We start from the raw sequence: 24319 nt of genomic DNA on the forward strand, positions 1-24319 counted from the left end.
GGCCTGGGTTATATCTGCGGGAGAGAGCCATGAACATCGCCAGTGTGCGTCGGCCCATCATCCCTCCGACCCCGCCGCGTGCGCCCGACGACATGTCGTTTTTCGGCCGGGTCGCGGTCCTCAAGCAGAACATGATCGCGACCTGGGGGCAGCGTGCCTACGAAGAAGAGGTCATCAAGGGCCGCTTTTTCCTCCACAACAGCTTCATTCTGAATCAGCCGAATGCAATCCGGCATGTCCTGCTCAGCAATTATGAAAACTACACGCGCACGCCGGCGGGGATCCGCATGCTGCGTCCGGTGCTCGGCGAAGGAGTTCTGATCGCGGAAGGCCACGCCTGGGCGCATCAGCGCCGTACGCTCGCGCCGGCCTTCACGCCGCGTGCGACCGCAAATCTCGTCCCGCATATGACCGCGGTGCTCGACGAGACCACCACAAAGCTCGATGCGCGAACAAGCGAGCCGGTCGATCTGCGCGAGACGATGCAGCGCATGACGCTGGAGATCGCCGGGCGCACGATGTTCTCGTTCGGCATGGACCGTCACGGTCCGACTTTGCGCAACTTCGTCATGGAATACGGCGCGCGGCTCGGGCGACCCTATTTCCTCGACATGCTGCTGCCGGTGTCCTGGCCGACCCCGATGGATTTTGCCCGCGCGCGTTTCCGCAAACGCTGGACCGAATTCGTCGCGATGCTGATCGCTGAGCGGCGCACGATGGGCAAGAAGGATGGCGCGCCGCCGCGCGACCTGTTCGATCTCATGGACGCGGCGCGCGACCCCGAAACCGGCAAGGGCTTTTCGGACGCGCAACTCGTCGACGAGGTCGCGACCATGATCCTGGCAGGTCACGAGACCACGGCGACGGCGCTGTTCTGGGCGCTCTATCTGCTCGCGCTCGATCCGGAGACGCAAGAGGAAGTTGCCTCCGAGACCCACGGCGAGCATCTCGACAGCATGGCCGACATCGATCGCCAGAAGTTCACCCGCGCGGTGATCGAGGAGACCATGCGGCTCTATCCGCCGGCCTTCCTGGTCGCGCGCGCCGCGCGCGAGAAGGATAATGCGGCCGGCGTCGAGATCGGCAAGGGCGACATCATCATGATCGCGCCCTGGCTGCTGCACCGGCACGAGAAGCTGTGGGATCAGCCGAACGCCTTCATTCCAAAACGCTTCATGTCGAAAGAGGCGCCCGACCGTTTCGCTTACCTGCCGTTCGGCGCGGGTCCGCGCGTCTGCATCGGCGCGCCGTTCGCGCAAGCCGAATCCGTGCTGGCGCTGGCCCGGTTGATCGGCGCGTTCCGTATCGAGCTTGCCGACAGGGTTCCGGTGATCCCGCTCGGCGTCGTGACGACCCAGCCGGACCACTCACCTTTGTTCCGCATCACGCGTCGGTGACAGACATTCGTCTGCCCGATGGCGCGATCCACCCCAGATAGAGCCTCCGCCATGAGCGACATCCAGGCCCAGTTATCCGTTCTGAAGCAGACCGCCGATGCCAAGGTGGTCGACGCGATTGCGCGCCTCATCGAGGACGGCGAGGATCACGAGCTCAACCGCGTCAATGTCCTCGATTTCTCCAGGCAGCATGGCCTCGACGAAGAGCACACGATCTCCACCTTCCTGCATTCGGCGCGGCTCGGACTGTTCGATCTCGGCTGGAACGTGCTCTGTCCGGGCTGCGGCGGCGTGCTGGGCGCCCATTCGACGCTGAAGGCGCTCAAGCCGGACGATTATCACTGCGCGCTCTGCGCCTGCGGCTACAAGGCGTCGGTCGACGATCAGGTCGAGGTCTCCTTCACCGTGAATCCGCGCGTGCGGCGCATCGCGGCGCACGATCCCGATACGCTTCCGGTGTGGGAATATTTTAAGCAGGTGTTCTGGAGTTCCGGCGTCGACTTCAACAAGGAATCCTTCGCGACGCTCGCCAACGAGGTGACGCTCGATACGCTCGAGCTCCCGGCAGGCGAGAAAGCGACCATGTCGCTGCAACTGCCGGGCGACTTCATCATCATCTTCGAGCCGGTGACGCACGCCGCCCATTTCATCGACGTCCAGGGCGAGCCGACCAAGGAGCGCCAGCAGTTCGCGATCATGTACAACAAGGTGCAGGCTCCGACGGGGACCACGACCATGCGGCCGGGGCCGCTGCGGCTGTCGCTGGAGAACCAGGCCGGCGTGCGCGTGTTGCCGTCGGTGTTCATCGCGGCCGAGGCGCTCCATCATCTCATCGGCAAGCGCAAGCCGTTCCTTACCGCCAAGCGCATGCTGTCGAACCAGACGTTTCGCGATGTCTTCAAGGCGGACAATCTCAGCCTCGACCAGCGGCTCCAGATCACGTCGCTGACATTCCTGTTCACCGATTTGAAGGGCTCGACCACGCTCTACGAACGCGTCGGTGATCTCGCCGCCTTCGATCTCGTGCGCGCGCATTTCCATGCGCTGCTCGAGATCATCTCCTCCGAGAAGGGCGCGGTGGTGAAGACGATTGGCGACGCCGTGATGGCGACCTTCGTCCGCCCGGAGCACGCCATCGTCGCGGGCCTGCGGATGCGGGCCGCGATGGACGAGCTCAACAGGCAGCGCGGCACCGACGATCTCATCGTCAAGATCGGCATCCATGAAGGCCCGTGTCTTGCGGTGATGCTCAACGAACGCCAGGATTATTTCGGCCAGACCGTCAACATCGCCGCTCGCGTCCAGAGCCTGTCGACGGCGCGGGAGATCCACATCACGGGCCCCGTGCTCGATGCGCCCGCAGTCGCCGAGGTGCTCGAGCAGCGCGCGATCAAGCCGATCCAGAAGCAGGCGGCCCTGCGCGGCATCGCCGACAAGATGGTGGTGTACGAGATACCGTGAGGACGGCACTCCCGATCATTGCGAGCTTAGCGAGCATCCGGAGTCTTTCCAGTGAGGCAGTCTGGATTGCTTCGCTGCGCTCGCAATGACGATGTGGAGACAGGTGCGTGCCACACTCTCTGTCGTCATGCCCGGGCTAGTCCCGGGCATCCACGCCTTGCTTCGCTGTGGCGCGTGGATGGCCGGGACTAGCCCGGTCATGACGGTAACCAGCTCGTCCAGATTGCAGAAAGGTAATGCCCGCGCGGAGCTGACGCACGTTGCGGCGGTTGAGTTTCCTGCTCATATAATGCTGGTGGCGGCCGCACCCCCGCGGCTTCATCGTTTTCGGTAGGATCCTATGCTCGACGGCCTGCGCCAATTCATCGCTGACATTGTGGCTCCTCATGCCGCGGATCGTGCTTTCGGCGATAGCGATTACCGGCTTGCGGCGACCGCGCTGCTGGTTCACGTGGTCTCGCTGGACGGCCAGCCGACGGCAAACGAGCAGCGCAAGCTGCACAGCCTGATCGAAAACCATTTCGGGCTGGATCGCGGCACCGCGGATCGCCTGATCGCGGACGCCACCCAGGTCGAGGGCGAGGCCGTCGACCTCTATCACTTCACCAGTGTCATCATGCGCTCGCTCGACGAAGAGGGCCGCAAGCGCATCGTCCAGATGATGTGGGAGCTGGTCTATGCCGACGGCCAGGTTTCCGAGTTCGAGGACAACGTCGTCTGGCGCGCCTCCGACCTGCTCGGGATCGCCCAGCGCGACCGGATCGAGCTCAAGCATGCGGTCGCAAACCGCGCCGGTGGTCAGGTCAAGGACGGTGCCGTCGGCGGTTGAGCCGCGTCGATGCGGTATTATTGCCGGTTGTGCGGACCACATGACGAAACTTTAATATACCTTCGTCGGCCACCCCGGCCCCGGATTTCCCCGTAAAATCCGTAGTTTTCCTGCGTTCCTGCTGTCCGCTCAAGCAGCCATGCCGCCGGTGACGCTTGCCTGTCACGCTCGGCCTATGCTCTCGTTCCGCCATTGCGGGGCCAAAAAACTTCAATTCAAGAGACTTCGATCGTGACTGAGCGGGTAACATTGATCACCGGTGCCTCGGCGGGCATCGGCACGGAGCTGGCGCGTGTGTTCGCCGCCAACGGGCATCGCCTCGCGCTGACGGCGCGACGCGCGGACCGGCTGGAGGCGCTTGCGAACGAGCTCGCCGCCAAGGGCGGCAAGAAGCCGATCGTGATCGCCTGCGACCTGCAGGAGGCAGATGCGGGCGAGAAGATCGCCGCCGCGCTTGCCGCCGAAGGCGTCGAGCTCGACCATCTCGTCAACAATGCCGGCTTCGGCGTGTTCGGCGATGCGATCGAGCGCGACCGCGTCGAACAGGTCGGCATCGTCGATGTCAACGTCCGGGCTCTGACGGATCTGTCGCTACGCTTTGCCGATCAGCTGATCAGGAACAAGGGCGGTCTTCTCAATGTCGGATCGGTCGCGGGCTTTCTGCCCGGCCCCGGCATGGCCGTGTACTACGCGTCCAAGGCCTATGTGATTTCCCTCACCGAGGCCCTGCGGGCGGAGCTCGCGCCGCGCGGCGTTCGCGTCACCGTACTTTGCCCGGGTCCGGTGCCCACCGAATTCCAGGCGCGCGCCGGCGTCGGGGCTGGGCATGATACGGCTCTTCTCAACGTGTCTGCCGCCGAAGTTGCGCAACAAGCTTATCGCGGCCTGATGGCCAACAAGCGGGCAGTGCTGCCTGGTCTCGGCATCAAGATCGTGCCGTTCGCGCTGCGTTTCTTCCCGCGCGGCTTCATCCTGTCCGCCACCAGCCGGTTCCAGAGGCAGAGGCACTGATTTCTTGTTTTGACGCGTTTTCTTCACGCGAACCGGTATCCACTTCGCTCGAAAACGCTTTGAAGAAAGCTCAAAGCCCCGTAATGGCCCGGAGCTTGCTTCAATATCGGGACGCGTGTGCGCGAACTCACACGATGTTAACTACCGCTTAGCTATGCTGGCGGTCTGAACCGATAGCACTCGCAGAGGCCATGTCGTTCCGGACAGACAGGTTTGGTGGCGCAGAATTGGTGCCCTTCCCCAGAAGGACGCCGAGCGCCGCCGCCTCCGAAGCCCGGTTGCCGGTTCTGATCATCCTGCATCAGGAATCCTCAACACCCGGCCGCGTCGGCAATGCGCTGCGCGCGCTCGGCCATCGCCTCGACATTCGCTGGCCGCGCTTCGGCGATCCCCTGCCCGATACGCTCGATCAGCATGCCGGCGCTGTTTTTTTCGGCGGTCCGATGAGCGCCAACGATCCCGACGACTACATCCGTCGCGAGATCGACTGGATCGAAATTCCGCTCCGCGAACAGCGACCGTTCCTCGGCATCTGTCTCGGCGCGCAGATGCTGGCGATGCAGCTGGGGGCCCGCGTCGCACCGCATGCGCAGGCACTGACCCAGATCGGCTACTATCCGATCCGCCCGACCGCCGCGGGCCACGCGCTCTGCCCGAATTGGCCGGCACAGGTCTATCACTGGCATCGCGAAGGATTTGAACTGCCCGTCGGCACTGAGCTGCTTGCGGAAGGCGATGATTTTCCGATCCAGGCGTTCCGCACCGGCAACGCTTTCGGGGTGCAGTTTCATCCTGACGTGACCTGCGCGATGATGCATTGCTGGACCACGCGCGGCTATGACGGCCTCAGCGCGCCCGGCGCGCGCGAGCGGCATCATCATTTCGCGGACCGTGCAGTGTACGACGTTGCGGAACGGGCCTGGCTCGATCATTTCATCGACGGCTGGCTGGCGCGCCGGCAGGTGCTGGCGCAAGCCGCCGAGTGATCGCGCCTTCGCGCAGGTGCTTCACCTAAGGCCTTGGCGCAAGCCCTTGCCTCATCCCTGGATATGCTAGGCTCGTTCCTAACGAGCGCGCGCGAACGCGTGCCGGCAGACACAGGGAGAGCGTCATGGCCTATGAACACATTCTGTATGAGGTGAGCGACAAGGTCGCGACCATCACGCTCAATCGCCCTGATCGCATGAATGCGTGGACGCCGACGATGGAGCGCGACGTGCGCCATGCGATGGAAGCATCGAGCGCCGATGACAATGTCCGCGTCATCGTGCTCACCGGCGCGGGCCGCGCCTTCTGCGCCGGCGCCGACATGGATGCGCTGAAGGGGCTCGACCCCAACGACGTCAGGTGTGCCTCGAACCTGCCGCCCTTCGACATGAACCGCCGGCCGGACTGGCAGACGCGCTACGGCTTCTATCCGTCGATCGGAAAGCCCGTCATCGCCATGCTCAACGGCGCGACCGCCGGCATCGGCCTCGTCCACGCGCTTTATTGCGACCTGCGCTTTGCCGCCGACAATACCGTGTTCACGACAGCCTTCGCGCGGCGCGGACTGATCGCCGAGCATGGCATGTCCTGGATGCTGCCGCGCATCGTCGGCCACGCCAATGCGATGGATTTGCTGCTCTCGGCCCGGCGCGTGTCGAGCGAAGAGGCGCTGCGGATCGGCCTGGTCAACCGGCTCTGCTCGCCGGAAAAGCTGCGCGAGGAGACCTACGCCTATGCGCGCGACCTCGCCGATTTCGTCTCGCCGAGCGCGATGGCCGTGATCAAGCGGCAGCTCTACGAGGTGCCATTCCAGACCCTGGCGGAGGCGACGATCGAGGCGAACCGCGAGATGATGGTCGCGTTGAACGGCAGCGATTTCCGGGAGGGGGTCGCGAGCTTCATGGAGAAGCGGCCGCCGAGGTTTACGGGGAAGTAGGGGGGCTGGCTGAACTCGGGGAAAAGGTCCGCCGTCGCCCTTCGGGCTATGGCGGGACAGCCTTCGCTCACTTCGCTACGAGGGAGCTTGGCTGGCTTGCCTAGCGGTAGCTCGCGAATGTCAGTGATGGTGGATGGGGTCCGCCGTCGCCCTTCGGGCTATGGCGGGACAGCCTTCGCTCGCTTCGCTACGAGGGAGCTCGGCTGGCTTGCCTAGCCGTAGCTCGCGAATGTCAGTGAGGTGGATGGGGTCCGCCGTCGCCCTTCGGGCTATGGCGGGACAGCCTTCGCTCACTTCGCTACGAGAGAGCTTGGCTGGCTTGCCTAGCCGTAGCTCGCGAAGCGAGCGAAGGCTGGTGGAGCCAGGCGGGATCGAACCGCCGACCTCGTCATTGCGAACGACGCGCTCTCCCAGCTGAGCTATGGCCCCGTTTGGCGGCCGCTCTGGTGAATGCGGCCGACAACCGGGCGCCATTTAAGTCCCCGCCAAGGTCAAGTCAAGGACGGGTGTGACCCGGTTTTAACCATCCCCGGCACCAACTTCCCTTGTTTGGGCCGGGGGGAACCGATATCTAGCAAAAAGCGTCAATCCCGACCGAAAGCCAGAGTCTTCAAAAGCCATGCGTGCCGTTCTCGACATCGTCATCATCGTGCTCGACCTCTACGTCTGGCTGCTGATCGCCTCCGCGATCCTGTCCTGGCTGATCGCTTTCAACGTCGTGAACACCCGCAACCAGTTCGTTTCGGCGGTGGCGGAGTTCCTGTACCGGATCACCGAGCCGGTGCTGGCGCCGATTCGCAATTTCCTGCCCAGCCTTGGCGGCCTCGATATCTCGCCGATCATCCTGATCCTGCTCATCATGTTCATCGAGCGGGTGATCCTGTATTACATCTACCCGAACGTGATCTAAGCAGGCGGGAGCGCCTTGGTTGCGAAAGAGGCCTTCAAGGAACCCTGGCGCTATTCGGCCGCAGGAATCAGCATCGCGCTGCGGGCGACGCCGCGCGGCGGCCGCGACGACATCGACGGGATCGAGCAATTGGCCGATGGCCGCAGCGTGCTCAAGGTGCGGGTGCGCGCGATCGCCGATGGCGGCGAGGCCAACAAGGCCGTTCTGGTGCTATTGGCGAAATCGCTCGGCGTTCCCAAGGCCAGTGTAAAGCTGCTATCCGGTGCCACCTCGCGGCTGAAGCAGATCGCGGTCGACGGCGATCCGGCGCGGCTCGGCGAAGCCCTGCGCAAGCTCGCCCAGGCCAAATCGGCAGACGCCAAACCGACAGACCTAGGGAACTGACATGACGGCCAAGATCATCGATGGAAAAGTCATCGCTGCGGAACTCCGCGCGCGCGTCGCTGACGAGGTTGCCCGCGTCAAGCGCGAGCACAATCTGGTGCCGGGCCTTGCGGTGGTTCTGGTCGGCAACGACCCCGCCAGCGAGGTCTATGTCCGCTCCAAGCACACCCAGACCCAGGCGGCCGGCATGGCCTCGTTCGAGCACAAGCTGCCGGCCGACGTGTCGCAGGCCGATCTGCTGGCCGTCGTCGCAAAACTCAACCGCGATCCGGCCGTGCACGGCATTCTGGTGCAACTGCCGCTGCCGAAGGGCCTGAATACCGAGGCCGTGATCAACGCCATCGATCCCGCCAAGGACGTCGATGGCCTGCATCCGAACAATGCCGGCCGGCTCGCCGGCGGCTTTGAAGCGCTGTCGCCTTGCACGCCGCTCGGCTCGATCATCCTGACCAAGAGCGTCCACGCCTCGCTCGAAGGCATGAATGCCATCGTGATCGGCCGCTCCAATCTGGTCGGCCGTCCGCTGGTGCAATTGCTGCTCAACGAGAATGCCACGGTGACCATCGCGCATTCGCGCTCGCGCGATCTGCCCGGGCTCGTGAAGCGCGCCGACCTCGTCTATGCCGCGGTCGGCAAGCCCGAGATGGTGCGCGGCGACTGGCTCAAGCCGGGCGCGACCGTGATCGACATCGGCATCAACCGCATCCCCAGGGACGACGGCAAGACGCGCCTCGTCGGCGATGTCGCCTATCAGGAAGCACTCGCCGTTGCCGGCGCGATCACGCCGGTGCCGGGCGGCGTTGGCCAGATGACGGTCGCCTGCCTGCTGGTGAATACGCTGCGCGCGGCGTGCGCGATCGCGGGGCTGCCGAAGCCGGCGGTGTAGGTTTTCTTCACCTCTCCCCGCTTGCGGGGAGAGGTCGGAATTCAAGCGTAGCCTGAATTCCGGGTGTGGGGGACTGTCCGCGAATCTAAGTCTCACCGTCCTTGCGGAGACTCCCCCTCACCCCGACCCTCTCAGCGCGAGCGAAGCTCGTCGCGGCCCCGCAAGCGGGGCGAGGGAGCAGAGCTCACGCCTTCTTTTTCTTCTCGCGCTCGATGCCTTCGAGGATCAGCTTCTGGGCGTCTTCCGGGCCGCCCCAGCGCAGAATCTTCACCCACTTGCCCTTCTCGAGATCCTTGTAGTGCTCGAAGAAGTGCTGGATCTGCTGCAGCGTGATGTCGGGCAGGTCGGAGTACGACTTCACCTTGTCGTAGCGCTGCGTCAGCTTCGACGACGGCACAGCGAGAATCTTCTCGTCGCCGCCGGCTTCGTCTTCCATGAACAGCACGCCGACCGGGCGCACGCTCATGACGGCGCCGGGGATGATGGCGCGGGTGTTGATGATCAGCACGTCGCAGGGATCGCCATCATCGGACAGCGTGTGCGGGATGAAGCCGTAGTTACCGGGGTAACGCATCGGCGTGTAGAGGAAGCGGTCGACAACGAGCGTGCCGGCTTCCTTGTCCATCTCGTATTTGATCGGTTCGCCGCCCACGGGGACTTCGATGATGACGTTGACGTCGTGGGGGACGTTTTTTCCGATCGAGACCGCATCGATACGCATTCAAGGCTCCGTTGTTGCCGAGGTTAAATCGCGCCCGGCAGCGATTTTGGCGCTGTCATACGCGGGCTTGGCGCGCCAATCCATCGTGTTTTTGTGAAATAATGAATCCAGCGACTACCGGCTCAAAAGGCAACGGTATCGACGGATGGGAAGCGCTGCCGGCTAGACTTTCAGCAGCTCAATTGGTCCAAGCGAAGGCAACCTTGTCGAGCGACTTCGGCCCGAAACGCTCGGAGGAGCGCGCCACCATGCGGCCGCCCAAGGCGCGGTAGAACTCGGTCGCCGGATCGTTGTCCGAGAGCGCCCACACCACCATGCTCTTCAGGCCGCTCTGCATCAGGTCGCGGCGGGCTGCGGTGAACAGGCGGCGGCCGAAGCCGAGACCCTGGAATTCCGGACGCAGATAGAGCTCGTAGATCTCGCCGTCGAAGTGCAGGCTGCGGGCGCGGTTGCGGCCGTAATTGGCATAGCCGGCGATCTTGTCGCCGAACACGAGCACGCTGACGCGGCTGCCTTTGCGAATCGCACTGTCCCACCACTGCGGACCGCGGCGGTTGATCAGCTTTTCCAGTTCGCCGCCGGGAATGATGCCCTGATAGGCGGAGCGCCAGGCTTCGTCATGGGTGGACGCCACCGCAGTTGCATCTGCAGCTTTGGCCGGCCGGACCTCGATCAGGGTTGTGCTCATGGACACGATCAAACCAAGTCGCCGCGCCGGCGGCAAGACCTATCGTTAATTATCGGTTAACGTGTGGATTTTGTGCATCAGTATTTTAACCATGTTGTACCGAAAGAAGACAAGACGCCATTTCGAACGGCACCGGCCTGCCATTGCCGGTGCAAAACTGCCCTGCGGTAACCAATGAACCGCGATGGCAACGCAAAAAGCCCGCCGAAAATGATTCGTTCCTGCAGATCCGTCGCTGTCCGTGTTCGCCTGCGGCGATTCATGCGCCTCTTCAACATCTTCGCCGTCCTGCCTCTGCTGCCCTTGCTGCTGGCGTCGCCTCTGTGCGCACAGGTCACGTTTGGGTCATCGGGTGAGGAGGGCGAGCCGTTTCGCCGGCAACAATGGCGCGTGCCATCGCCGGATACCGACATTGCCGCGCATGCGCTGCTGTTTCGCCCCGTCGGCGCCGGTCCGTTCCGGCTTGCGGTGATCGCACATGCCTCGACGCAGAATGTGCTGCGCCGGGCGCAAATGCCGCAGCCTGAATACCGCGCGCTGGTCGCGTTTCTCGTCGCGCACGGCTTCGCCGTGCTGGTGCCGGAGCGGCTCGGCCATGGTGCGACCGGCGGCCGCTATGTCGAGGACCAGGGCGGCTGCGACGAGGCGGATTACGCGCGTTCCGGTCGCGCGACGGCCGCCGAAATTTCGCTCGCGCTGGATTTTTTGCGAAAGCAGGATTTCGTTCGCCAAGACTCGGCGGTCGTGCTCGGCCATTCCGCCGGCGGTTGGGGGGCGTTGGCGCTCGCGAATGCCGATCCGAACGCGATCTCCGCGATCATCGCGCTTGCGCCGGGGCGCGGTGGCCACGCCAATGACGAACCGAACCGGATCTGCGCGCCGCAGACGCTTCTCGCCGCGGCGGCCGAGTTCGGCAAGGCGGCGCGTATTCCCGTGACATGGCTCGTGGCGACCAATGACAGCTACTTCGCGCCGGCGTTCTCGCGGCAGTTGGCCGATGCGTTTCGCGGTGGAGGCGGCAAGGTGGACTTCCGCACATTGCCGGCCGTCGGCAGCGAGGGGCATTGGATGATCGAGAGCGAAGCCGGCGTCAAAGCCGCCAGCCGCGAGCTCGGGCTTGCGCTGAACCAGTCCAAACCGGCGGCGGCCAAGAAGCGATGACGCTGTATCTCCTGGTCAAATACCTCCATGTGCTGGGCGCCATCGTCATTCTCGGCACCGGCACCGGCATCGCCTTCTTCATGCTGATGGCGCATCGCACGAACGACGCCGAATTCATCGCGCGCACCGCTTCGGTGGTGGTGATTGCGGACGCGATCTTCACGCTGTCGGCCGTGATCCTCCAGCCGGTGACGGGCGGCGTGCTGATGATGCTTTCGGCCATGCCGATCACGGAACGCTGGCTGCTGGCCTCGCTTGGGCTCTACGTCTTTGCGGGCCTGTTCTGGGTCCCCGTCGTCTTCATGCAGATCGAGATGCGAGATCTCGCGCGCAAGGCGGCCGAGCAGCGCAGCGCGCGCCCGGAGCGCTACTTCTTGCTCTACCGCCGCTGGTTCGCGTTCGGTTTCCCCGGCTTCGGCGCGACGATGTTGATCCTGTGGCTGATGATCGCGAAACCGTTTTGAGAGATGCGATGACCCAGCCAACCGTTTTGGTGCTCGGCGCCTCCGGCCTGATCGGGCGCTTCGTCACCGACGATCTGCGCGCGCGGGGATTTTGCGTGGTCGGCGTGGCACGCAGCCTGTCGCCCGCGCAGAAGATGAGCGCGCTGGATATCGAGCAGCCGATCCTGTCGCTCGATGCAGCCGCGCTGATGCGCCTCTTCCGCGAGCACGCCGTCGACGTCGTCGTGAACTGTCTCGGCGTGCTCCAGGACGGTCCCGGCAGCGACACCGGCGCGGTGCATCGCGATTTCGTCGTGCGCCTGCTTGAGGCGATCGCCGACAGCGGCCGCGCGATCCGGCTGGTGCACATCTCGATCCCCGGGACCGCGGAGGCGGATCGCACCGCGTTCGCGACGACCAAGCGCGAGGCCGAACGCCTGATTGCAGCCTCCGGCATTCCCCACGCTGTCCTGCGGCCCGGCTTCGTCGTCGCACCGTCAGCCTATGGCGGCAGCGCCATGCTGCGTGCGCTCGCCGCCTTCCCGCTCGACCTGCCGCAGAAGGAGATGTCGACGCCATTCCAGTCCGTCGCCGTCGAGGACATTTCGGCCACCATCGCCTGGCTCGCCGCGCGCGATATCGATGACGCCTCAGTCAAAGCCGTGACGTGGGACCTGATGCAGGCCGAGCCACTCAGCATGGCCGGCGTGATCAAACAGTTCCGCCACGCCTTCGGCACGGCCGGCTGGCCGCGCCTCGCGATGCCATCCTTCATGCTCGATCTCGGCGCGAAAATCGGCGATCTCGCCAATTATCTCGGCTGGATGCCGCCGATGCGCTCCACCGCCGTCGCCGAGCTGCGCCGCGGCGTGACCGGCGATCCCTCCACCTGGATCGCCACCACGAGCATCGTGCCGAAGACGTTGACTGATACGATCGGGCGCCATCCCGCCACCATCCAGGACAAATGGTTCGCGCGGCTGTTCCTGATCAAGGCGCTGATCTTCGCCAGCCTCATTGCGTTCTGGCTCGTCTCCGGCTTCATCGCGCTGTTCGTCTCCTACCGCGCCGCCGCCGGCATCCTGACCGCGCACAATTTTTCGCCCGCGCTGGTCGATCCCATCACCATCGGCACCAGCCTGATGGACATGAGCATCGGCATGCTGATCGCCTTCCGCCGCACCGCGGCGATCGGTTTGATCGCAGGCATCGTCGCTTCGCTCGGCTATATGGTCGGCGCGGCAATCCTCACGCCCGACCTCTGGATCGAGCCGCTCGGCGCGCTGGTGAAGACAGGACCGGCGATCGTGCTGATGCTGGCCGCGCTTATGATGCTGGATAATCGATAGCGTTTTCACGCGAAGTGGATCCCGGTTCGCGCCCAGAAAACGCGTAAGATAGAGAGACTGATGAGCAAATGGCCCGACGATGACGTAATTCTGTTCGACGGCGTCTGCATCTTCTGCTCGCGCTGGGTCCGCTTCGTCGCCAAGCGCGACACGGCGAAGCGGTTTCGCTTCACGCCGATCCAGTCGGATTATGGGGCGCGGCTTGCCCGTACGTTTGGCATCGATCCTGACGATCCCGACACCAATGCCGTGGTCCATGACGGAAAGGTCTTTATGAAGTCCGACGCCGCGCTGACCGTGCTGTCGCATCTGCCGGGATGGGGTTGGGTGCGCGCGTTGTTTGCCGTGCCAAAGTCGCTGCGGGATCCAGTCTACAGCCTCATCGCGCGCAACCGCTATCGCATCTTCGGGAAGTATGACGCCTGCTTCGTTCCGGACGTGGACTTACGGGCAAGGGTAATCGAACAGGGAGGCCCCAAAAAATGGCAATGATTAGGAAGTTTTTAGAACGCTCTATGGAGCGGAATTCAATCCACGATGAAATCGAAGCGCGCTACTCGATATTCGAGCGCGATGGGCGAAGCTTCCTGCAAATCGATACCTATGGTCGTAAGTCACGCGAAATGCCGGAGAAGAAGAGTCAGTCCATTCAGCTAGATCGCAGCTCTGGACTGGAACTGCTTAAGATTTTGAAGCAGGCGTTCCACGTCGATTAGAGCTGCTCCTTAGCTCCTTCGCCGCGCGCTCCCCGCTGTCCCTGGCCCCGTGCGCCGTCGTGAAGAAGCTTGGCGACGTCGCTTCCCCCGCGAAGAACAGCCGCCCATCCACTGGCGCAGCCAGCACGGCCCGGTCACCAGCGTGCCCCGGCAGGGCATGCGAGTAGGAGCCTCTTGCGAAGGGATCGTGGGCCCAGCGCGACTCGTAGAGCGGCTTGAGCTTTCGCCTGATGTCGTTGCCGAGAAAGCCTGCGATCTCGTCGATGCTGTGCGCGGCGATGGCGCCGTCGCCGGCGTCTTCCAGCTCGCGGGCGAAGCTGCCGCCGAAAAAGCCCTCGATGCAGGGCTGGCCGAACGGGCGGATGTGGTAGGTGCCCATCTCGGTGCGCATGGTGGCGCCGCGCAAATTGCCCTCTTTCGGAAAGGCTTCTGCATCGTCGAGCGCCAGCGTCACCTTGTCGTCGACGCCGAGCGGCAGGCCGGCCGCCGCATCGACCTTGGCGGGCAGCGGCGGTGAGAAGCGGATCGCCTCATCGGCGATGAGATTGGTTGGAACGGTGACGATCGCCTTGTCGGTGGTCAGCGTACCCTGCGACGTCTCGATGCGGAGGCGCTGGCCGGAATGATCGATCAGCGTGACATTGCAGCCCAGGGCCACCGGGCAGGGGGCGCCATAGGCCGCGACCAGCGCGCCATAGCCACGGCGGACGCGCCAGTTGAGGTCGCTGTCCTCATAGGCGTCCCAGTCCAGCGTCGACATGTCCTTCAGTTCGCAGCCGTTGATGTAGGTCGAGACCGCGTCGATCATGGGATTCCAGCGATTGCCCGGATCGAGGCTCAGGCTTGCGGGCTCGTCCTTGCCCTTTTGCGCGGCCTGCCACAGCCGCTCGTAGAATGTGTCCATCGCGCGCATGAAATCGTCGCGCTCGGCCTGTGGAAACGCGTTGCCGAAGGCGCGCTCGCGCCAGGGTGGCAGGTCCTTGTTGACCTCGAAGCCGAACTGCTTCGCGATTCCGACGAAGGAATTCTTGTCGGCGGAGTGCAGCCAGCCGCAGCCGACGTCGAAGGTCACCTCAGGCGAGGCCTGCACGGTCCAGGCGCGTCCGCCAATCCGGTCACGCGCCTCCAGCACGATCACGGAGAGGCCGGAGTCAGCCAGCGCATGCGCCGCGCCGAGGCCGGCTGCGCCGGCGCCGATGATCGCGACGTTGACGGACGAGGGCAGGGAGGTCATGAGCGGGCTCTAGCACGTTCGCGAAGAGCGCTGAAGCCACCACAAAGTGAGCTGTCATCACCCGCCTTGTGCGCACGTTGTGCACTGGGGCGAGTGATCCACCTTCGTAGGGTGGGCAAAGGCGCTCTTGCGCCGTGCCCACCATTGCCGACCGGGATTTCAAGTGGTGGGCCCGCTACGCTTGGCCCACCCTACGGCACTACGGTGTGGAGCGGCTTACGCCACCGCTTCCTTGGACTTTTCCGCGCGCTTGCGCTCGTTCGGGTCGAGGTGCTTCTTGCGCAGGCGGATCGACTTCGGCGTGACCTCGACGAGCTCGTCGTCCTCGATATAGGCGAGCGCCTTTTCCAGCGTCATGCGGATCGGCGGGGTCAGGCGAACGGCTTCGTCCTTCGATGTCGTGCGGATGTTGGTGAGCTGCTTGCCCTTGAGCACGTTGATCTCGAGATCGTTGTCGCGGGTGTGCTCACCGACGATCATGCCCTTGTAGACCTTCCAGCCCGGCTCGATCATCATCGGGCCGCGGTCTTCCAGCTTGAACATGGCGTAGGCGACCGCCTCGCCCTGGTCGTTGGAGATCAGCACGCCGTTGCGGCGGCCCTGGATCTCGCCCTTGTAGGGCGCATAGCCGTGGAACAGGCGGTTCATGATCGCGGTGCCGCGGGTGTCGGTGAGCAGTTCGCCCTGATAGCCGATCAGGCCGCGGGTCGGCGAGTAGAACACCAGGCGCAGGCGGTTGCCGCCGGACGGCTTCATCTCGACCAGCTCGGACTTGCGCTCGCTCATCTTCTGCACGACGACGCCGGAATGCTCCTCGTCGACGTCGATCACGACTTCCTCGATCGGCTCCATGGTGGCGCCGGTCGCCTCGTCCTTCTGATAGACGACGCGCGGGCGCGACACCGAGAGCTCAAAACCTTCGCGGCGCATGGTCTCGATCAGGATCGCGAGCTGCAATTCGCCGCGGCCCGAGACTTCCATCGCGTCCTTGTCGGAGGCTTCGACGACGCGCAGCGCGACGTTGCCTTCGGCTTCACGCAGCAGACGGTCGCGGATCATGCGGCTCGTCACCTTGTCGCCTTCGGTGCCGGCGAGCGGGGAGTTGTTGACGATGAAGGACATCGACACCGTCGGCGGATCGATCGGCTGCGCCGGCAGCGGCACCTCGACGGTGGGATCGCAGAAGGTGTCGGCGACGGTGCCCTTGGTCAGGCCGGCAATGGCGACGATGTCGCCGGCTTCGGCTTCATCGAGCGGCGTGCGCTCGAGACCGCGGAATGCCAGGATCTTGGTGATGCGCCCGGACTCGACCAGCTTGCCGTCGGCATGCAGCACCTTGACCTGCTGGTTCGGCTTGAGCACGCCGGACGAGATGCGGCCGGTGATGATGCGGCCGAGATAGGGGTTGGCCTCCAGGATGGTCCCGATCATCCTGAACGGGCCTTCCTCGACCGTCGGCGGCGCGACGTGGCGCAGGATCAGGTCGAACAGCGGCTCCATGCCCTTGTCCTGCGGACCTTCGGGGCTTTCGGCCATCCAGCCCTGCTTGGCCGACCCGTACAGGATCGGGAAGTCGAGCTGCTCCTCGCTGGCGTCGAGCGCCGCGAACAGGTCGAACACCTCGTTGATGACTTCGGTCGGGCGCGCGTCGGGGCGGTCGACCTTGTTGATGACGACGATCGGCTTCAGGCCGACCTTGAGCGCCTTGGAGACTACGAACTTCGTCTGCGGCAGCGGGCCTTCGGCGGCGTCGACCAGCACCAGGGCGCCGTCCACCATGTTCAGGATGCGCTCGACCTCACCACCGAAATCGGCGTGGCCGGGGGTGTCGACGATGTTCACGCGGGTGTCCTTCCACTGCACCGAGGCCGCCTTGGCCAGGATGGTGATGCCGCGCTCACGCTCCAGATCGTTGGAGTCCATGGCGCGATCCGTCACCTTCTGGTTCTCGCGGAACGTACCGGATTGCTGGAGGAGTTTGTCGACCAGGGTCGTCTTGCCGTGGTCGACGTGGGCGATGATGGCGACGTTACGGAGGTTCATGAGTGAGCTTCTTTGCGGTCGGACAATGGGTTAAGCGCGATCTCGCCGGTCGGACCGGGACCTCTTCTCGAAACAACGCTGGAAGACTGGAAACGGGCGCTTTCCGCCCAAAAAGGGCCGCCCGGCCATCTCGACCAGGCACCCTACGCATTGCGGCGCAATATATGCAAAAACCGCCAAAAAACAATGTGTTCTTTGCTGGTTGGTTGACTGAATTTTGTCCGGGAATCTCCGGGGGTTAGGGTAAATCCAGCACCAAACCGGCCTTTGCTCGGGGACGGGGCCTCGATCAGCCCTGCACCGAGCCGGGGCTGGTCTCCTCGGTCGGATAGACCCCGCGCAGCACCTCCTCGAAGTGCATCTTCACCGCTTCGTTGCACAGGCAGGCGCGCAGGTGCAGGCCGTCGAGATTGCGGACCAGGATCGCGCCGCGTCTTGTATCGAGCACGCCCTCGGCCTTGAACGACTGGAGCACGCGGCTCGCATAGCTGCGGCCGACCCCGAGCAGCGTCGCGAGCTGCTCATGCGTCAGCGGCACGCTGCTCTCGTCGCCGGTCCGCTCCATCGCCGCGATGATCCACTTGGCCGTACGCTGTTCGATGGAGTGGATGGCGTTGCAGGCGGTGGACTGGAACATCTGCGCCAGCATGCAGTCGGCATAGCGGGCGAAAATGTTGCGCAGCGAGGCCGAGCGCATCTTGGCAGCGTCCAGCTTGGCGACGTGAATGCGCGCGAATGGTCCGCCGAATTTCACGCAGATGCGGGTATAGGCCGGCAAAAATCCCTCGCTGACGATGCCGCCCACTGCGCCTTCGCGGCCGACCAGGATGGTCTCGACGTCGCGGCCGTCCTCATTGGGAACGAGAAATGTCGCAAGCGACGGCCCGCAGGGGAAGTGCACGACCTGGACATCGTCGCCGGGACTGTAGAGCAGCTCGTTGGCCCCGGCGGTGTCCAGGGTGACGTGCGGTGCCAGCAGCGCGTAGTCAGCCGGACTCAAGCGTCGCAGCAGATTGTTGGCCGGCCGGCTGTCGACTTCGGTTGTCTTGCTGATACGCGCGTCCATCGTAAATCCCCTGCTCTCCTTTCAACACTAGCGAGGTCCGATCATGGGCTGTGTGCACAAGTGGACAGACGTGAAAACTGTTCTGTGGTGAGTTTCGTTCCGGGAACCCTCCGATGCGCTGGGCGTAGGCGTCGGGATGAGGCTGTCCTTGATCGGTAAGAACATGCAGCCCTCGATGTCCACCATCATGATACCTGCTCACCCGGACGACTCCGCCGGCATGCCTTCCGATGTTCTGATCGTTGAGGACGATCCGATCATTGCGATCGATTTCGAGGATCGCCTGCTCGGATTTGGCGTGAGCAGCGTGCGCACCGTGGGGTCGGTGGCGCAGGCGCTGGCGGCGATCGCAGCGCGCGCGCCGGATTTCGCGCTACTCGACGTCGAGCTCGGCCGCGAGAAAAGCTTTGCCGTCGCCGACCGGCTGGCGGCTGCGCAGATTCCCTTCGTCTTCGTGACGGGCTACGGCGCCGAGGATCGGATCGCTCCCGAATTCAAGACGCGGCCGCGGCTGCAAAAGCCGTGTTCGAGCGAAGCGCTGGAGGCCGCGCTGCGCTCGGGCGGCGCCTGATCGCCCGTCGGCGTTCTCCCGGCTTCAGGCAGATTTCGGATCGAGCGTGGTCGACCACAGCGCGACGTCGGCGCGGTCGCGCAAGGTCACCGTCATCTGGCCGGATGCGCCGTCGATCTTGACGTGACCGAAGAACTGCATGCCTGCGGACGGCGGCAGGTTCTGGTTGTCCTTGCCCGGCGCTTTGACGAAACGCACCTCGGGCCCAAAGGTGTTGTCGAGCTCATTTGGACCAAAGGTGCCCGCATGCAGCGGGCCCGAGACGAATTCCCAGAACGGCTCGAACTCCTGGAATTGCGCCTTGTTCGGATCGTAATAATGCGCGGCGGCGTAGTGCACGTCCGCGGTCAGCCAGACCGTGTTGTTGATCGGCGCCATCTTGATGAAGCGCAGGATGTCGGCGATCTCGAACTCGCGGCCGCGTACCGGGCCGTCGCCCTGCGCAATGGCTTCCGATCCGCCCTTCGGCGTGTCCGAGACGACGAGGCTGAGCGGCATGTCGGAGGCGATGACTTTCCATGTGGCGCGCGAGTTGAGGAGGCCGCGCTTGAGCCAGGCGATCTGGTCCGGGCCGAGGAAGTAGCTGGCGGGCCCGTAAGCGGTTTCGAGATTGGCGCCGTTCGGGCCGCGATAGCTGCGCTCGTCGAGCATGAACACGTCGAGATGCGGGCCGTAGGAGATCTGGCGATAGACGCGGCCCGGCTCAACGATGCTCTCCCGCATCGGATACATCTCGTGAAAGGCGCGGCCGGCGCGGGCTGCCAGCAGGGAGATGTCGCGCACCTTGTAGGACGCCGGCAACTCCTTCGACAGCGACCAGTTGTTGGTCACTTCATGGTCGTCCCACTGCACGAAGATCGGCACTTCGGCATTGAAGGCGCGGACGTTGTCGTCGGTGAGATTGTATTTGTGCGCGGCGCGGTACTCGTCCAGCGTCTCGGCGACCTTGGCCTTCTCGGGGATGGTGACGTTCCTCCAGGTCTTGCCGTCGGCGAGCTTCACCTCGGATTCGATCGGACCGTCGGCATAGATCGTGTCGCCGGAATGCAGGAAGAAATCCGGGCGATGCTTGCGCATCGCGGAGAAGGTGAACATGCCGCCATCATCGGGATTGATGCCCCAGCCCTGCCCTGCGACGTCGCCGCCCCAGACGAAGCTGACGTCGCGACGGTCGGCCGGAGCGGTGCGGAAGCGGCCGACCACTGGTTCGCCCTCGATCGCGGTATGCGAGAGATCGCGAAAGCGGACGCGATAGAAGATGTCCTGTCCGCCCGGCAGGTTCTCGATCAGCATCTTCGCGGTGAAGTCGCTCTCCGGCAGCGCCGCGATCGGCGGCAGCGCGCGGGCGTCCTTGAAGGACTCGGTCGTGGCCACCTCGACCAGCATCTGCGATGGCCGGTCAGTGCGCGCCCAGACCACGCCACCGTCGACCGTGACGTCGCCGGACTGCACGCCATGCGTAACTGCCGGCCGGTCGGCCGCGCGCGAGAGATGGGGCATCGCGATCACGCCGAGTGCGCCGGCGCCGGTGGTGAGGAAGCGGCGGCGGGAGAATTTGATGTTCATGGCGGCTTCGCTTTTTGTCTCGTGCGCATCTCGCGTCGTCATTCCGGGACGGTCCGAACGACCGGACCCGGAATCTCGAGATTCCGGACTCGCGCTGCAGGCGCTCCGGAATGACGGCGAAAGCTATACTGAGACAGTATGACGCAGCAATAACGCGGCAGGCGTTTACGCGTTGCCGGCGGCCCTGAATTGCGCGCCCGCGCGCTGCAGGCTTTGCGGCATGGCAAACAGCACGGCCTTGCGGTCGGCGACGGCGGCGTGGAACTGGTCGAGCACGATGTTGATGGCGGTGAGCCCGCCCTCTTCGATCGCGCCGTGATCGAAGCAGCGCAGCGTGTCGCGCAGGATTTCGTCAGCCTCGGTTTGCATCTGGTCGAGCTCGTCGGTCGTCTCGCTCTTGCGCGCCGCCGCGATCAGGTCGAACAGGCGGTCGCGCAAATGGCTGTTGTTGTCGCGCTCGTCCTTCTTGAGGTAGCCCGCGAACCAGGCGCCGATCGAGCCCATCGCCGAGAGCGCCATCAGGGTCCACCAGATGTAATCGCTGTACTTGTCGAGGAAGGTCTTTTCCTCGCCGTCGACGAAGGCGGCGGCGCCCGGATGCACGGGGATCACCGCATCCTTGTCGGTGTCGGGCGTCTCGATCTTCGCCGCCATCGGGAATTCCGCCACCAGTTGCTGGCGCACGGCGAAGAGCTGGCGCGTGAACGCTGCGATGGTGGTATCGGACACACCTTTGCGCGCCACGATGTGGTGCGAGAAGCTGATGGTCTTGACCTCGTCATCGGGGCGATCGGGCGAGCCGCCATAGGTGCCGGCGGGAATCTCCGATGCTTCGTAGACGGGATGGTTTTGCGCGATCGCGTCCGCGGAATCGATCGCGAGGAACGTCGGCGTGCCGCTGTCCTTGGCGGAAGCCGCGATCGCATCCGAGGTGATCTTGCTGTTGACGGGGCCGGCTGCGAGATAGGCATCGGCCTTCTGGGCCTTGATCGCCTCGGCGGCTTCATTGGCCGGGAACTGTATGACCTCGACCTTGGCGGGATCGACCCCGTATTGCTGGAGGATCACCTTGAGCAAATTGACGTTGGCCTGGGTTCGACCGATCACCCCGACACGATGGCCGGCGAGCTGCGCGATCTTGGTGATCTTCGCGCCCTTCTTCTTGCCCTTGCCGGGCACGGACCACAGCACCACGACGTTCTTGCGCAGGGTCGCAACGGCTTGCGCGTTCTTCGGCACGTCGACGTCGCCGCGCACGATGGCGAGATCGACCTTGTTTTCCGCGAGCGCATCGGCGCTGGCGGTGGCACCGTCGGTCTGGATCGGGCGTAGCCGCACAAAGCTCTTGTGCTGCGCGAAAGCCTGCGTCAGCGCCTGCACCACCTTGAGGTCGTCGCTATTGGCCGGACCGACCGCGATCTTCAACGTCACCGGCCGCATCGCGAAATAGTATCCGCCGACGAGCGCGCCGATGATCGCAAGCACCAGCGCCAGAGACACAAGCGCCGTCTTCCGCGCCGCTGATCGCGGCGAAGGCGGGGTGGGCGCTTCGGCCAGGTCCAATCCCCCGGTCATCGATCTCCCAAACAGGCGCTTGAGGCTCAGTTTCATCTTGGCCGGCGATTTACACCTGCAATCATAGCAAATTTCTTGTCCCGCGGGGTTACATCTCCGTCATGGTTAGCGGATGGACGAAATCCGGTCTGAACCAGGGCCATACGCACGGTGTTAGGGTAAAGTTCCCCTGAAAATGGAGGCGATCATGGCAGAGCGGCTGACGCCGGAAGCACGCAAGCAGGCACTGGGCGCCATACCGGGCTGGACCGAGGTTCAGGGCCGCGACGCCATCGGGAAGACCTTTGTCTTCAAGGATTTCAACGAGGCGTTCGGGTTCATGACCCGCGCGGCGCTGGTTGCCGAGAAAATGGATCACCACCCCGAATGGCGCAACGTCTACAAGACGGTGGAGGTGGTGCTGTCGACCCATGACGCCGGCGGCGTCACCAAGCTCGACATCGAGCTGGCCAGGACGATGAACACGATCGCCAAGCTGACAGCTACCTGACACCTTGCGAGGATCGGCTGCATCCCCATGTTGTGATCAGCAGGAGATGCGGCCATCTGCCGCCCCTGGCTGAATGGGGAGTTTGTCGAACATGGCTGCCGAACACAGCGTCGGCTTCGAGCCGGCCGATCGGCTCGCGGAGGATCATGAGAGCGTGCGCCGCCGTTTCTGGCGCAAGCTGAAGCGTGTCGCCGCGCAATTGCCGTTCGCGGAAGACCTGCTCGCGGCCTATTACTGTGCGTTCGACCGGCAGACGCCGCGCCATGTCCAGGCGTCGCTGCTCGGAGCGATCGCCTATTTCATCCTGCCGTTCGATTTCGTCCCCGACGTGATGCCGATCCTCGGCTTCACCGATGACGCCGCCGTGCTCGCCACCGCCATCCGCATGGTCGCCAGCCACATCACGACGGAGCACCGCGAAGCCGCCCGCGCCGTGCTGAAGCGTGGGGTGGATGGTGCGGAGGCGGCGCAGTAGGCGTTGTTGGCTACACGCCGTAGCCACGCCCACCGCTGTCATTCCCCGCGACCCGGCCACGCCAAGGCTTCGCCGGGGTTGCGGTCCAGGGCAGCCGAAGCTTTAGCGTAGGTGGCAGGCGGGGAATCCGGTAGGCCGCGGCCTCTCGATTCAATCACTGACGTCACGGAGTACTGGATCGCCCGGTCAAGCCGGGCGATGACAGCGAGTGTGTGGGTGCCGCTTGCGACACCATCGGCCGCAATGCCGCTCGTTACTTCTTCTCCGCCCGCGCGTTCCCCGCGTCCCACGCCTGGAATTGCTTGAACAGCGCTTCCCTGTCTGCGTCGGACACCTTCTGGGCCGCGGGGTTCTGCTTGAGGAACGCCTCGAAGCGCTCCCGGGTCACCGGTTCGACGCCGTGCTTGTCGAGCCATTGCTGCGCCACCGGCAATCTGTTCCAGCCCGTCAGAGGTGCCGGGAGCGAGACTTCCTTCCACTTGGGATGGAAAGGCGGGTTCTGCAGGGTCGGGAATTTCGTGAAGAACGCATCCACGAACAGCGCAAGCTTACGGTAACGGTCGGTGTTGGGCGCCCAGTTGTAGGCCGCGAGCACCGCCGGCACCGCGATGGTGTCCACGTTCTCGCCTTCCTTGATCAGGTTCGGATAGTCTTTGGCGGTCAGCGTCGCCGGCAGATAGTCGCTCTGGAGCGGCTTTGCATAGTCGACCCCCGCGAGGTGGAAGCGGCCGTCATTGCTGAAGGTCGACACTGACTTGTACGGCTTGCCGCCGACCACGATGACGGCGTCGATCTCGCCGGCTTTCAGCTTCTCCATCGCGATGCGCTGCTCGACATAGACGAAGTTCGCCTTGATCCCGAGCCGTTCGAACACCGTCAGCGCGGTGACGAAGGTCCCGCCATTGGGCAGATCGACGCTGACCTTCTTGCCCTCGAGATCCTTCAGCGTCGCGACCGATTTCGGCGCGATCACCTGCATCTCTTCATTGTAGAGCTTGGTCACATAGGTGAACTGCTTCTTGATGTCCTTGGCAAAGCCCTTGCGCTCGAGATAGTCGAGCGTGTCCGCCCGCACGATGCCGAGATCGACGCCTTGCAGGAACAGAATGTCGGCGACGCTCTGCACCGAGCCGCGGCCGACGATCGGTAGCACGCGGATCTTGTTGCCGTCGTCGAGCACGGAGGCGAGGTCGGCGCCGAACTGCACGTAGGTGCCGCCGATCGTGCCGGTGATCAGCGTGACCGTATTGGCGTTCAGCGACTGCTTGGTCGAGGTCGAGCCGAACTGGAAGATGGCCTTCAGGCCGTCCGAGACCTTGGCCGGATCGTACTCGGTCTGCTCGGCGCGTGCCGCGAAGGCGCAAATCGTCATGATGGCGGCAACCGCCATTCCCAAAGCGTTACGCATGATACCCTCTG

Annotated in this window: 25 protein-coding genes and 1 tRNA gene; 17 read left to right on the plus strand and 9 right to left on the minus strand. The window is 64.2% G+C overall.

The features are described 5' to 3' along the window. The first annotated feature begins 29 nt into the window (after positions 1 to 29). The 6 genes from ABIB99_RS29350 (at position 30) to ABIB99_RS29375 (ending at position 6622) form a co-directional block, all read left to right on the plus strand. The gene (locus tag ABIB99_RS29350; RefSeq protein ID WP_354178814.1) at positions 30 to 1397 is read left to right on the plus strand and encodes a cytochrome P450; all 1368 of its coding nucleotides are present in this window, start codon (positions 30 to 32) and stop codon (positions 1395 to 1397) included. Between the two features lie 51 nt (positions 1398 to 1448). Continuing rightward, on the plus strand, positions 1449 to 2858 hold the full coding sequence (locus ABIB99_RS29355) for an adenylate/guanylate cyclase domain-containing protein (RefSeq protein WP_354178816.1): 1410 nt from the start codon (positions 1449 to 1451) through the stop codon (positions 2856 to 2858). A gap of 340 nt (positions 2859 to 3198) precedes the next feature. After that, entirely contained in the window at positions 3199 to 3687 is a 489-nt protein-coding gene (locus ABIB99_RS29360; protein ID WP_354178818.1) for a tellurite resistance TerB family protein, read from the plus strand. A gap of 231 nt (positions 3688 to 3918) precedes the next feature. Then, on the plus strand, positions 3919 to 4698 hold the full coding sequence (locus ABIB99_RS29365) for an SDR family NAD(P)-dependent oxidoreductase (protein ID WP_354178820.1): 780 nt from the start codon (positions 3919 to 3921) through the stop codon (positions 4696 to 4698). Positions 4699 to 4889: 191 nt separating this feature from the next. Beyond that, the gene (locus ABIB99_RS29370) at positions 4890 to 5684 is read left to right on the plus strand and encodes a glutamine amidotransferase (protein WP_354178822.1); all 795 of its coding nucleotides are present in this window, start codon (positions 4890 to 4892) and stop codon (positions 5682 to 5684) included. A gap of 125 nt (positions 5685 to 5809) precedes the next feature. After that, positions 5810 to 6622, plus strand: a complete 813-nt coding sequence (locus ABIB99_RS29375; RefSeq protein ID WP_354178824.1) for an enoyl-CoA hydratase — start codon at positions 5810 to 5812, stop codon at positions 6620 to 6622. Positions 6623 to 6975: 353 nt separating this feature from the next. On the opposite strand, the gene ABIB99_RS29380 is transcribed toward ABIB99_RS29375, so the two are convergent. Then, positions 6976 to 7051, minus strand: a tRNA-Ala gene (locus ABIB99_RS29380). A 190-nt stretch (positions 7052 to 7241) separates the two neighbouring features. On the opposite strand from ABIB99_RS29380, the gene ABIB99_RS29385 reads away from it, so the two are divergent. From ABIB99_RS29385 to folD, 3 genes are read left to right on the plus strand one after another with little or no spacing between them, the layout of a single operon-like run. Then, positions 7242 to 7532, plus strand: coding sequence for a YggT family protein (locus tag ABIB99_RS29385; RefSeq protein ID WP_007598721.1), 291 nt, complete (start codon positions 7242 to 7244; stop codon positions 7530 to 7532). A 15-nt stretch (positions 7533 to 7547) separates the two neighbouring features. Continuing rightward, entirely contained in the window at positions 7548 to 7916 is a 369-nt protein-coding gene (locus tag ABIB99_RS29390; protein WP_354178826.1) for a DUF167 domain-containing protein, read from the plus strand. A gap of 1 nt (position 7917) precedes the next feature. Continuing rightward, positions 7918 to 8802 (plus strand): bifunctional methylenetetrahydrofolate dehydrogenase/methenyltetrahydrofolate cyclohydrolase FolD, encoded by an 885-nt coding sequence (gene folD, locus ABIB99_RS29395; protein WP_354178828.1) that lies wholly within the window; start codon positions 7918 to 7920, stop codon positions 8800 to 8802. A 184-nt stretch (positions 8803 to 8986) separates the two neighbouring features. On the opposite strand, the gene ppa is transcribed toward folD, so the two are convergent. Further along, on the minus strand, positions 8987 to 9523 hold the full coding sequence (ppa, locus tag ABIB99_RS29400; protein ID WP_014490715.1) for an inorganic diphosphatase: 537 nt from the start codon (positions 9521 to 9523) through the stop codon (positions 8987 to 8989). A gap of 178 nt (positions 9524 to 9701) precedes the next feature. Next, positions 9702 to 10211 carry a GNAT family N-acetyltransferase gene (locus tag ABIB99_RS29405; protein ID WP_014490714.1) on the minus strand — a complete coding sequence of 170 codons (510 nt, stop codon included), beginning with the start codon at positions 10209 to 10211 and terminating at the stop codon, positions 9702 to 9704. A gap of 261 nt (positions 10212 to 10472) precedes the next feature. Here ABIB99_RS29405 and ABIB99_RS29410 point away from each other — a divergent pair, with 261 nt between their 5' ends. From ABIB99_RS29410 to ABIB99_RS29430, 5 genes are read left to right on the plus strand one after another with little or no spacing between them, the layout of a single operon-like run. Next, entirely contained in the window at positions 10473 to 11372 is a 900-nt protein-coding gene (locus tag ABIB99_RS29410; RefSeq protein WP_354178831.1) for an alpha/beta hydrolase family protein, read from the plus strand. Further along, positions 11369 to 11836 (plus strand): DUF2269 family protein, encoded by a 468-nt coding sequence (locus ABIB99_RS29415; protein ID WP_354178833.1) that lies wholly within the window; start codon positions 11369 to 11371, stop codon positions 11834 to 11836. The genes ABIB99_RS29410 and ABIB99_RS29415 overlap by 4 nt, the downstream gene beginning before the upstream one ends. A gap of 8 nt (positions 11837 to 11844) precedes the next feature. Beyond that, positions 11845 to 13164, plus strand: coding sequence for an SDR family oxidoreductase (locus tag ABIB99_RS29420; RefSeq protein WP_354178835.1), 1320 nt, complete (start codon positions 11845 to 11847; stop codon positions 13162 to 13164). 60 nt (positions 13165 to 13224) lie between these two features. Further along, positions 13225 to 13656 (plus strand): thiol-disulfide oxidoreductase DCC family protein, encoded by a 432-nt coding sequence (locus tag ABIB99_RS29425; protein ID WP_354178837.1) that lies wholly within the window; start codon positions 13225 to 13227, stop codon positions 13654 to 13656. Further along, a complete protein-coding gene (locus tag ABIB99_RS29430; protein WP_354178839.1) occupies positions 13647 to 13880 on the plus strand; it encodes a methionyl-tRNA formyltransferase in 234 nt (77 codons plus the stop codon). The genes ABIB99_RS29425 and ABIB99_RS29430 overlap by 10 nt, the downstream gene beginning before the upstream one ends. Here the strand turns inward: ABIB99_RS29430 and ABIB99_RS29435 are convergent. The 3 genes from ABIB99_RS29435 to ABIB99_RS29445 all read right to left on the minus strand — a co-directional run bounded on the left by ABIB99_RS29435 (position 13846) and on the right by ABIB99_RS29445 (position 18223). After that, positions 13846 to 15114, minus strand: coding sequence for a flavin monoamine oxidase family protein (locus ABIB99_RS29435; RefSeq protein ID WP_354178841.1), 1269 nt, complete (start codon positions 15112 to 15114; stop codon positions 13846 to 13848). The genes ABIB99_RS29430 and ABIB99_RS29435 overlap by 35 nt on opposite strands. A 216-nt stretch (positions 15115 to 15330) precedes the next feature. Then, a complete protein-coding gene (gene typA, locus ABIB99_RS29440) occupies positions 15331 to 17157 on the minus strand; it encodes a translational GTPase TypA (RefSeq protein WP_354178843.1) in 1827 nt (608 codons plus the stop codon). 289 nt (positions 17158 to 17446) lie between these two features. Beyond that, positions 17447 to 18223, minus strand: a complete 777-nt coding sequence (locus ABIB99_RS29445) for a Crp/Fnr family transcriptional regulator (protein ID WP_354178845.1) — start codon at positions 18221 to 18223, stop codon at positions 17447 to 17449. Between the two features lie 187 nt (positions 18224 to 18410). Between ABIB99_RS29445 and ABIB99_RS29450 the strand changes: the two genes are divergently transcribed. After that, positions 18411 to 18794: a response regulator gene (locus ABIB99_RS29450; RefSeq protein ID WP_354179008.1), complete on the plus strand. Its 384-nt coding sequence runs from the start codon at positions 18411 to 18413 to the stop codon at positions 18792 to 18794. Between the two features lie 24 nt (positions 18795 to 18818). On the opposite strand, the gene ABIB99_RS29455 is transcribed toward ABIB99_RS29450, so the two are convergent. Together ABIB99_RS29455 and ABIB99_RS29460 are read right to left on the minus strand one after the other, a co-directional pair. Then, the gene (locus tag ABIB99_RS29455; protein WP_354178847.1) at positions 18819 to 20360 is read right to left on the minus strand and encodes an alkaline phosphatase D family protein; all 1542 of its coding nucleotides are present in this window, start codon (positions 20358 to 20360) and stop codon (positions 18819 to 18821) included. A 165-nt stretch (positions 20361 to 20525) separates the two neighbouring features. Further along, entirely contained in the window at positions 20526 to 21971 is a 1446-nt protein-coding gene (locus ABIB99_RS29460; RefSeq protein ID WP_085402976.1) for a TAXI family TRAP transporter solute-binding subunit, read from the minus strand. A 151-nt stretch (positions 21972 to 22122) separates the two neighbouring features. Here ABIB99_RS29460 and ABIB99_RS29465 point away from each other — a divergent pair, with 151 nt between their 5' ends. Then, on the plus strand, positions 22123 to 22425 hold the full coding sequence (locus tag ABIB99_RS29465; protein WP_028152804.1) for a 4a-hydroxytetrahydrobiopterin dehydratase: 303 nt from the start codon (positions 22123 to 22125) through the stop codon (positions 22423 to 22425). A gap of 91 nt (positions 22426 to 22516) precedes the next feature. Beyond that, positions 22517 to 22900 carry a YkvA family protein gene (locus tag ABIB99_RS29470; RefSeq protein ID WP_085402974.1) on the plus strand — a complete coding sequence of 128 codons (384 nt, stop codon included), beginning with the start codon at positions 22517 to 22519 and terminating at the stop codon, positions 22898 to 22900. Positions 22901 to 23153: 253 nt separating this feature from the next. Here the strand turns inward: ABIB99_RS29470 and ABIB99_RS29475 are convergent, their stop codons facing one another. Further along, entirely contained in the window at positions 23154 to 24308 is a 1155-nt protein-coding gene (locus tag ABIB99_RS29475) for a TAXI family TRAP transporter solute-binding subunit (RefSeq protein ID WP_028152802.1), read from the minus strand. Positions 24309 to 24319: the final 11 nt, after the last annotated feature.

The organism is Bradyrhizobium sp. LA6.1 (genome assembly GCF_040547805.1).
Classification (GTDB): domain Bacteria; phylum Pseudomonadota; class Alphaproteobacteria; order Rhizobiales; family Xanthobacteraceae; genus Bradyrhizobium; species Bradyrhizobium barranii.

Excerpts from the sequence above, each read along its gene's own strand:
- ABIB99_RS29350 (WP_354178814.1), top strand. The coding sequence starts at position 30 with ATGAACATCGCCAGTGTGCGTCGGCCCATCATCCCTCCGACCCCGCCG.
- ABIB99_RS29355 (WP_354178816.1), top strand. The coding sequence starts at position 1,449 with ATGAGCGACATCCAGGCCCAGTTATCCGTTCTGAAGCAGACCGCCGAT.
- ABIB99_RS29360 (WP_354178818.1), top strand. The coding sequence starts at position 3,199 with ATGCTCGACGGCCTGCGCCAATTCATCGCTGACATTGTGGCTCCTCAT.
- ABIB99_RS29370 (WP_354178822.1), top strand. The coding sequence starts at position 4,890 with ATGTCGTTCCGGACAGACAGGTTTGGTGGCGCAGAATTGGTGCCCTTC.
- ABIB99_RS29375 (WP_354178824.1), top strand. The coding sequence starts at position 5,810 with ATGGCCTATGAACACATTCTGTATGAGGTGAGCGACAAGGTCGCGACC.
- ABIB99_RS29385 (WP_007598721.1), top strand. The coding sequence starts at position 7,242 with ATGCGTGCCGTTCTCGACATCGTCATCATCGTGCTCGACCTCTACGTC.
- folD (WP_354178828.1), top strand. The coding sequence starts at position 7,918 with ATGACGGCCAAGATCATCGATGGAAAAGTCATCGCTGCGGAACTCCGC.
- ppa (WP_014490715.1), bottom strand. The coding sequence starts at position 9,523 with ATGCGTATCGATGCGGTCTCGATCGGAAAAAACGTCCCCCACGACGTC.
- ABIB99_RS29405 (WP_014490714.1), bottom strand. The coding sequence starts at position 10,211 with ATGAGCACAACCCTGATCGAGGTCCGGCCGGCCAAAGCTGCAGATGCA.
- ABIB99_RS29410 (WP_354178831.1), top strand. The coding sequence starts at position 10,473 with ATGCGCCTCTTCAACATCTTCGCCGTCCTGCCTCTGCTGCCCTTGCTG.
- ABIB99_RS29415 (WP_354178833.1), top strand. The coding sequence starts at position 11,369 with ATGACGCTGTATCTCCTGGTCAAATACCTCCATGTGCTGGGCGCCATC.
- ABIB99_RS29420 (WP_354178835.1), top strand. The coding sequence starts at position 11,845 with ATGACCCAGCCAACCGTTTTGGTGCTCGGCGCCTCCGGCCTGATCGGG.
- ABIB99_RS29425 (WP_354178837.1), top strand. The coding sequence starts at position 13,225 with ATGAGCAAATGGCCCGACGATGACGTAATTCTGTTCGACGGCGTCTGC.
- ABIB99_RS29430 (WP_354178839.1), top strand. The coding sequence starts at position 13,647 with ATGGCAATGATTAGGAAGTTTTTAGAACGCTCTATGGAGCGGAATTCA.
- ABIB99_RS29435 (WP_354178841.1), bottom strand. The coding sequence starts at position 15,114 with ATGACCTCCCTGCCCTCGTCCGTCAACGTCGCGATCATCGGCGCCGGC.
- typA (WP_354178843.1), bottom strand. The coding sequence starts at position 17,157 with ATGAACCTCCGTAACGTCGCCATCATCGCCCACGTCGACCACGGCAAG.
- ABIB99_RS29445 (WP_354178845.1), bottom strand. The coding sequence starts at position 18,223 with ATGGACGCGCGTATCAGCAAGACAACCGAAGTCGACAGCCGGCCGGCC.
- ABIB99_RS29450 (WP_354179008.1), top strand. The coding sequence starts at position 18,411 with ATGATACCTGCTCACCCGGACGACTCCGCCGGCATGCCTTCCGATGTT.
- ABIB99_RS29455 (WP_354178847.1), bottom strand. The coding sequence starts at position 20,360 with ATGAACATCAAATTCTCCCGCCGCCGCTTCCTCACCACCGGCGCCGGC.
- ABIB99_RS29460 (WP_085402976.1), bottom strand. The coding sequence starts at position 21,971 with ATGAAACTGAGCCTCAAGCGCCTGTTTGGGAGATCGATGACCGGGGGA.
- ABIB99_RS29465 (WP_028152804.1), top strand. The coding sequence starts at position 22,123 with ATGGCAGAGCGGCTGACGCCGGAAGCACGCAAGCAGGCACTGGGCGCC.
- ABIB99_RS29470 (WP_085402974.1), top strand. The coding sequence starts at position 22,517 with ATGGCTGCCGAACACAGCGTCGGCTTCGAGCCGGCCGATCGGCTCGCG.
- ABIB99_RS29475 (WP_028152802.1), bottom strand. The coding sequence starts at position 24,308 with ATGCGTAACGCTTTGGGAATGGCGGTTGCCGCCATCATGACGATTTGC.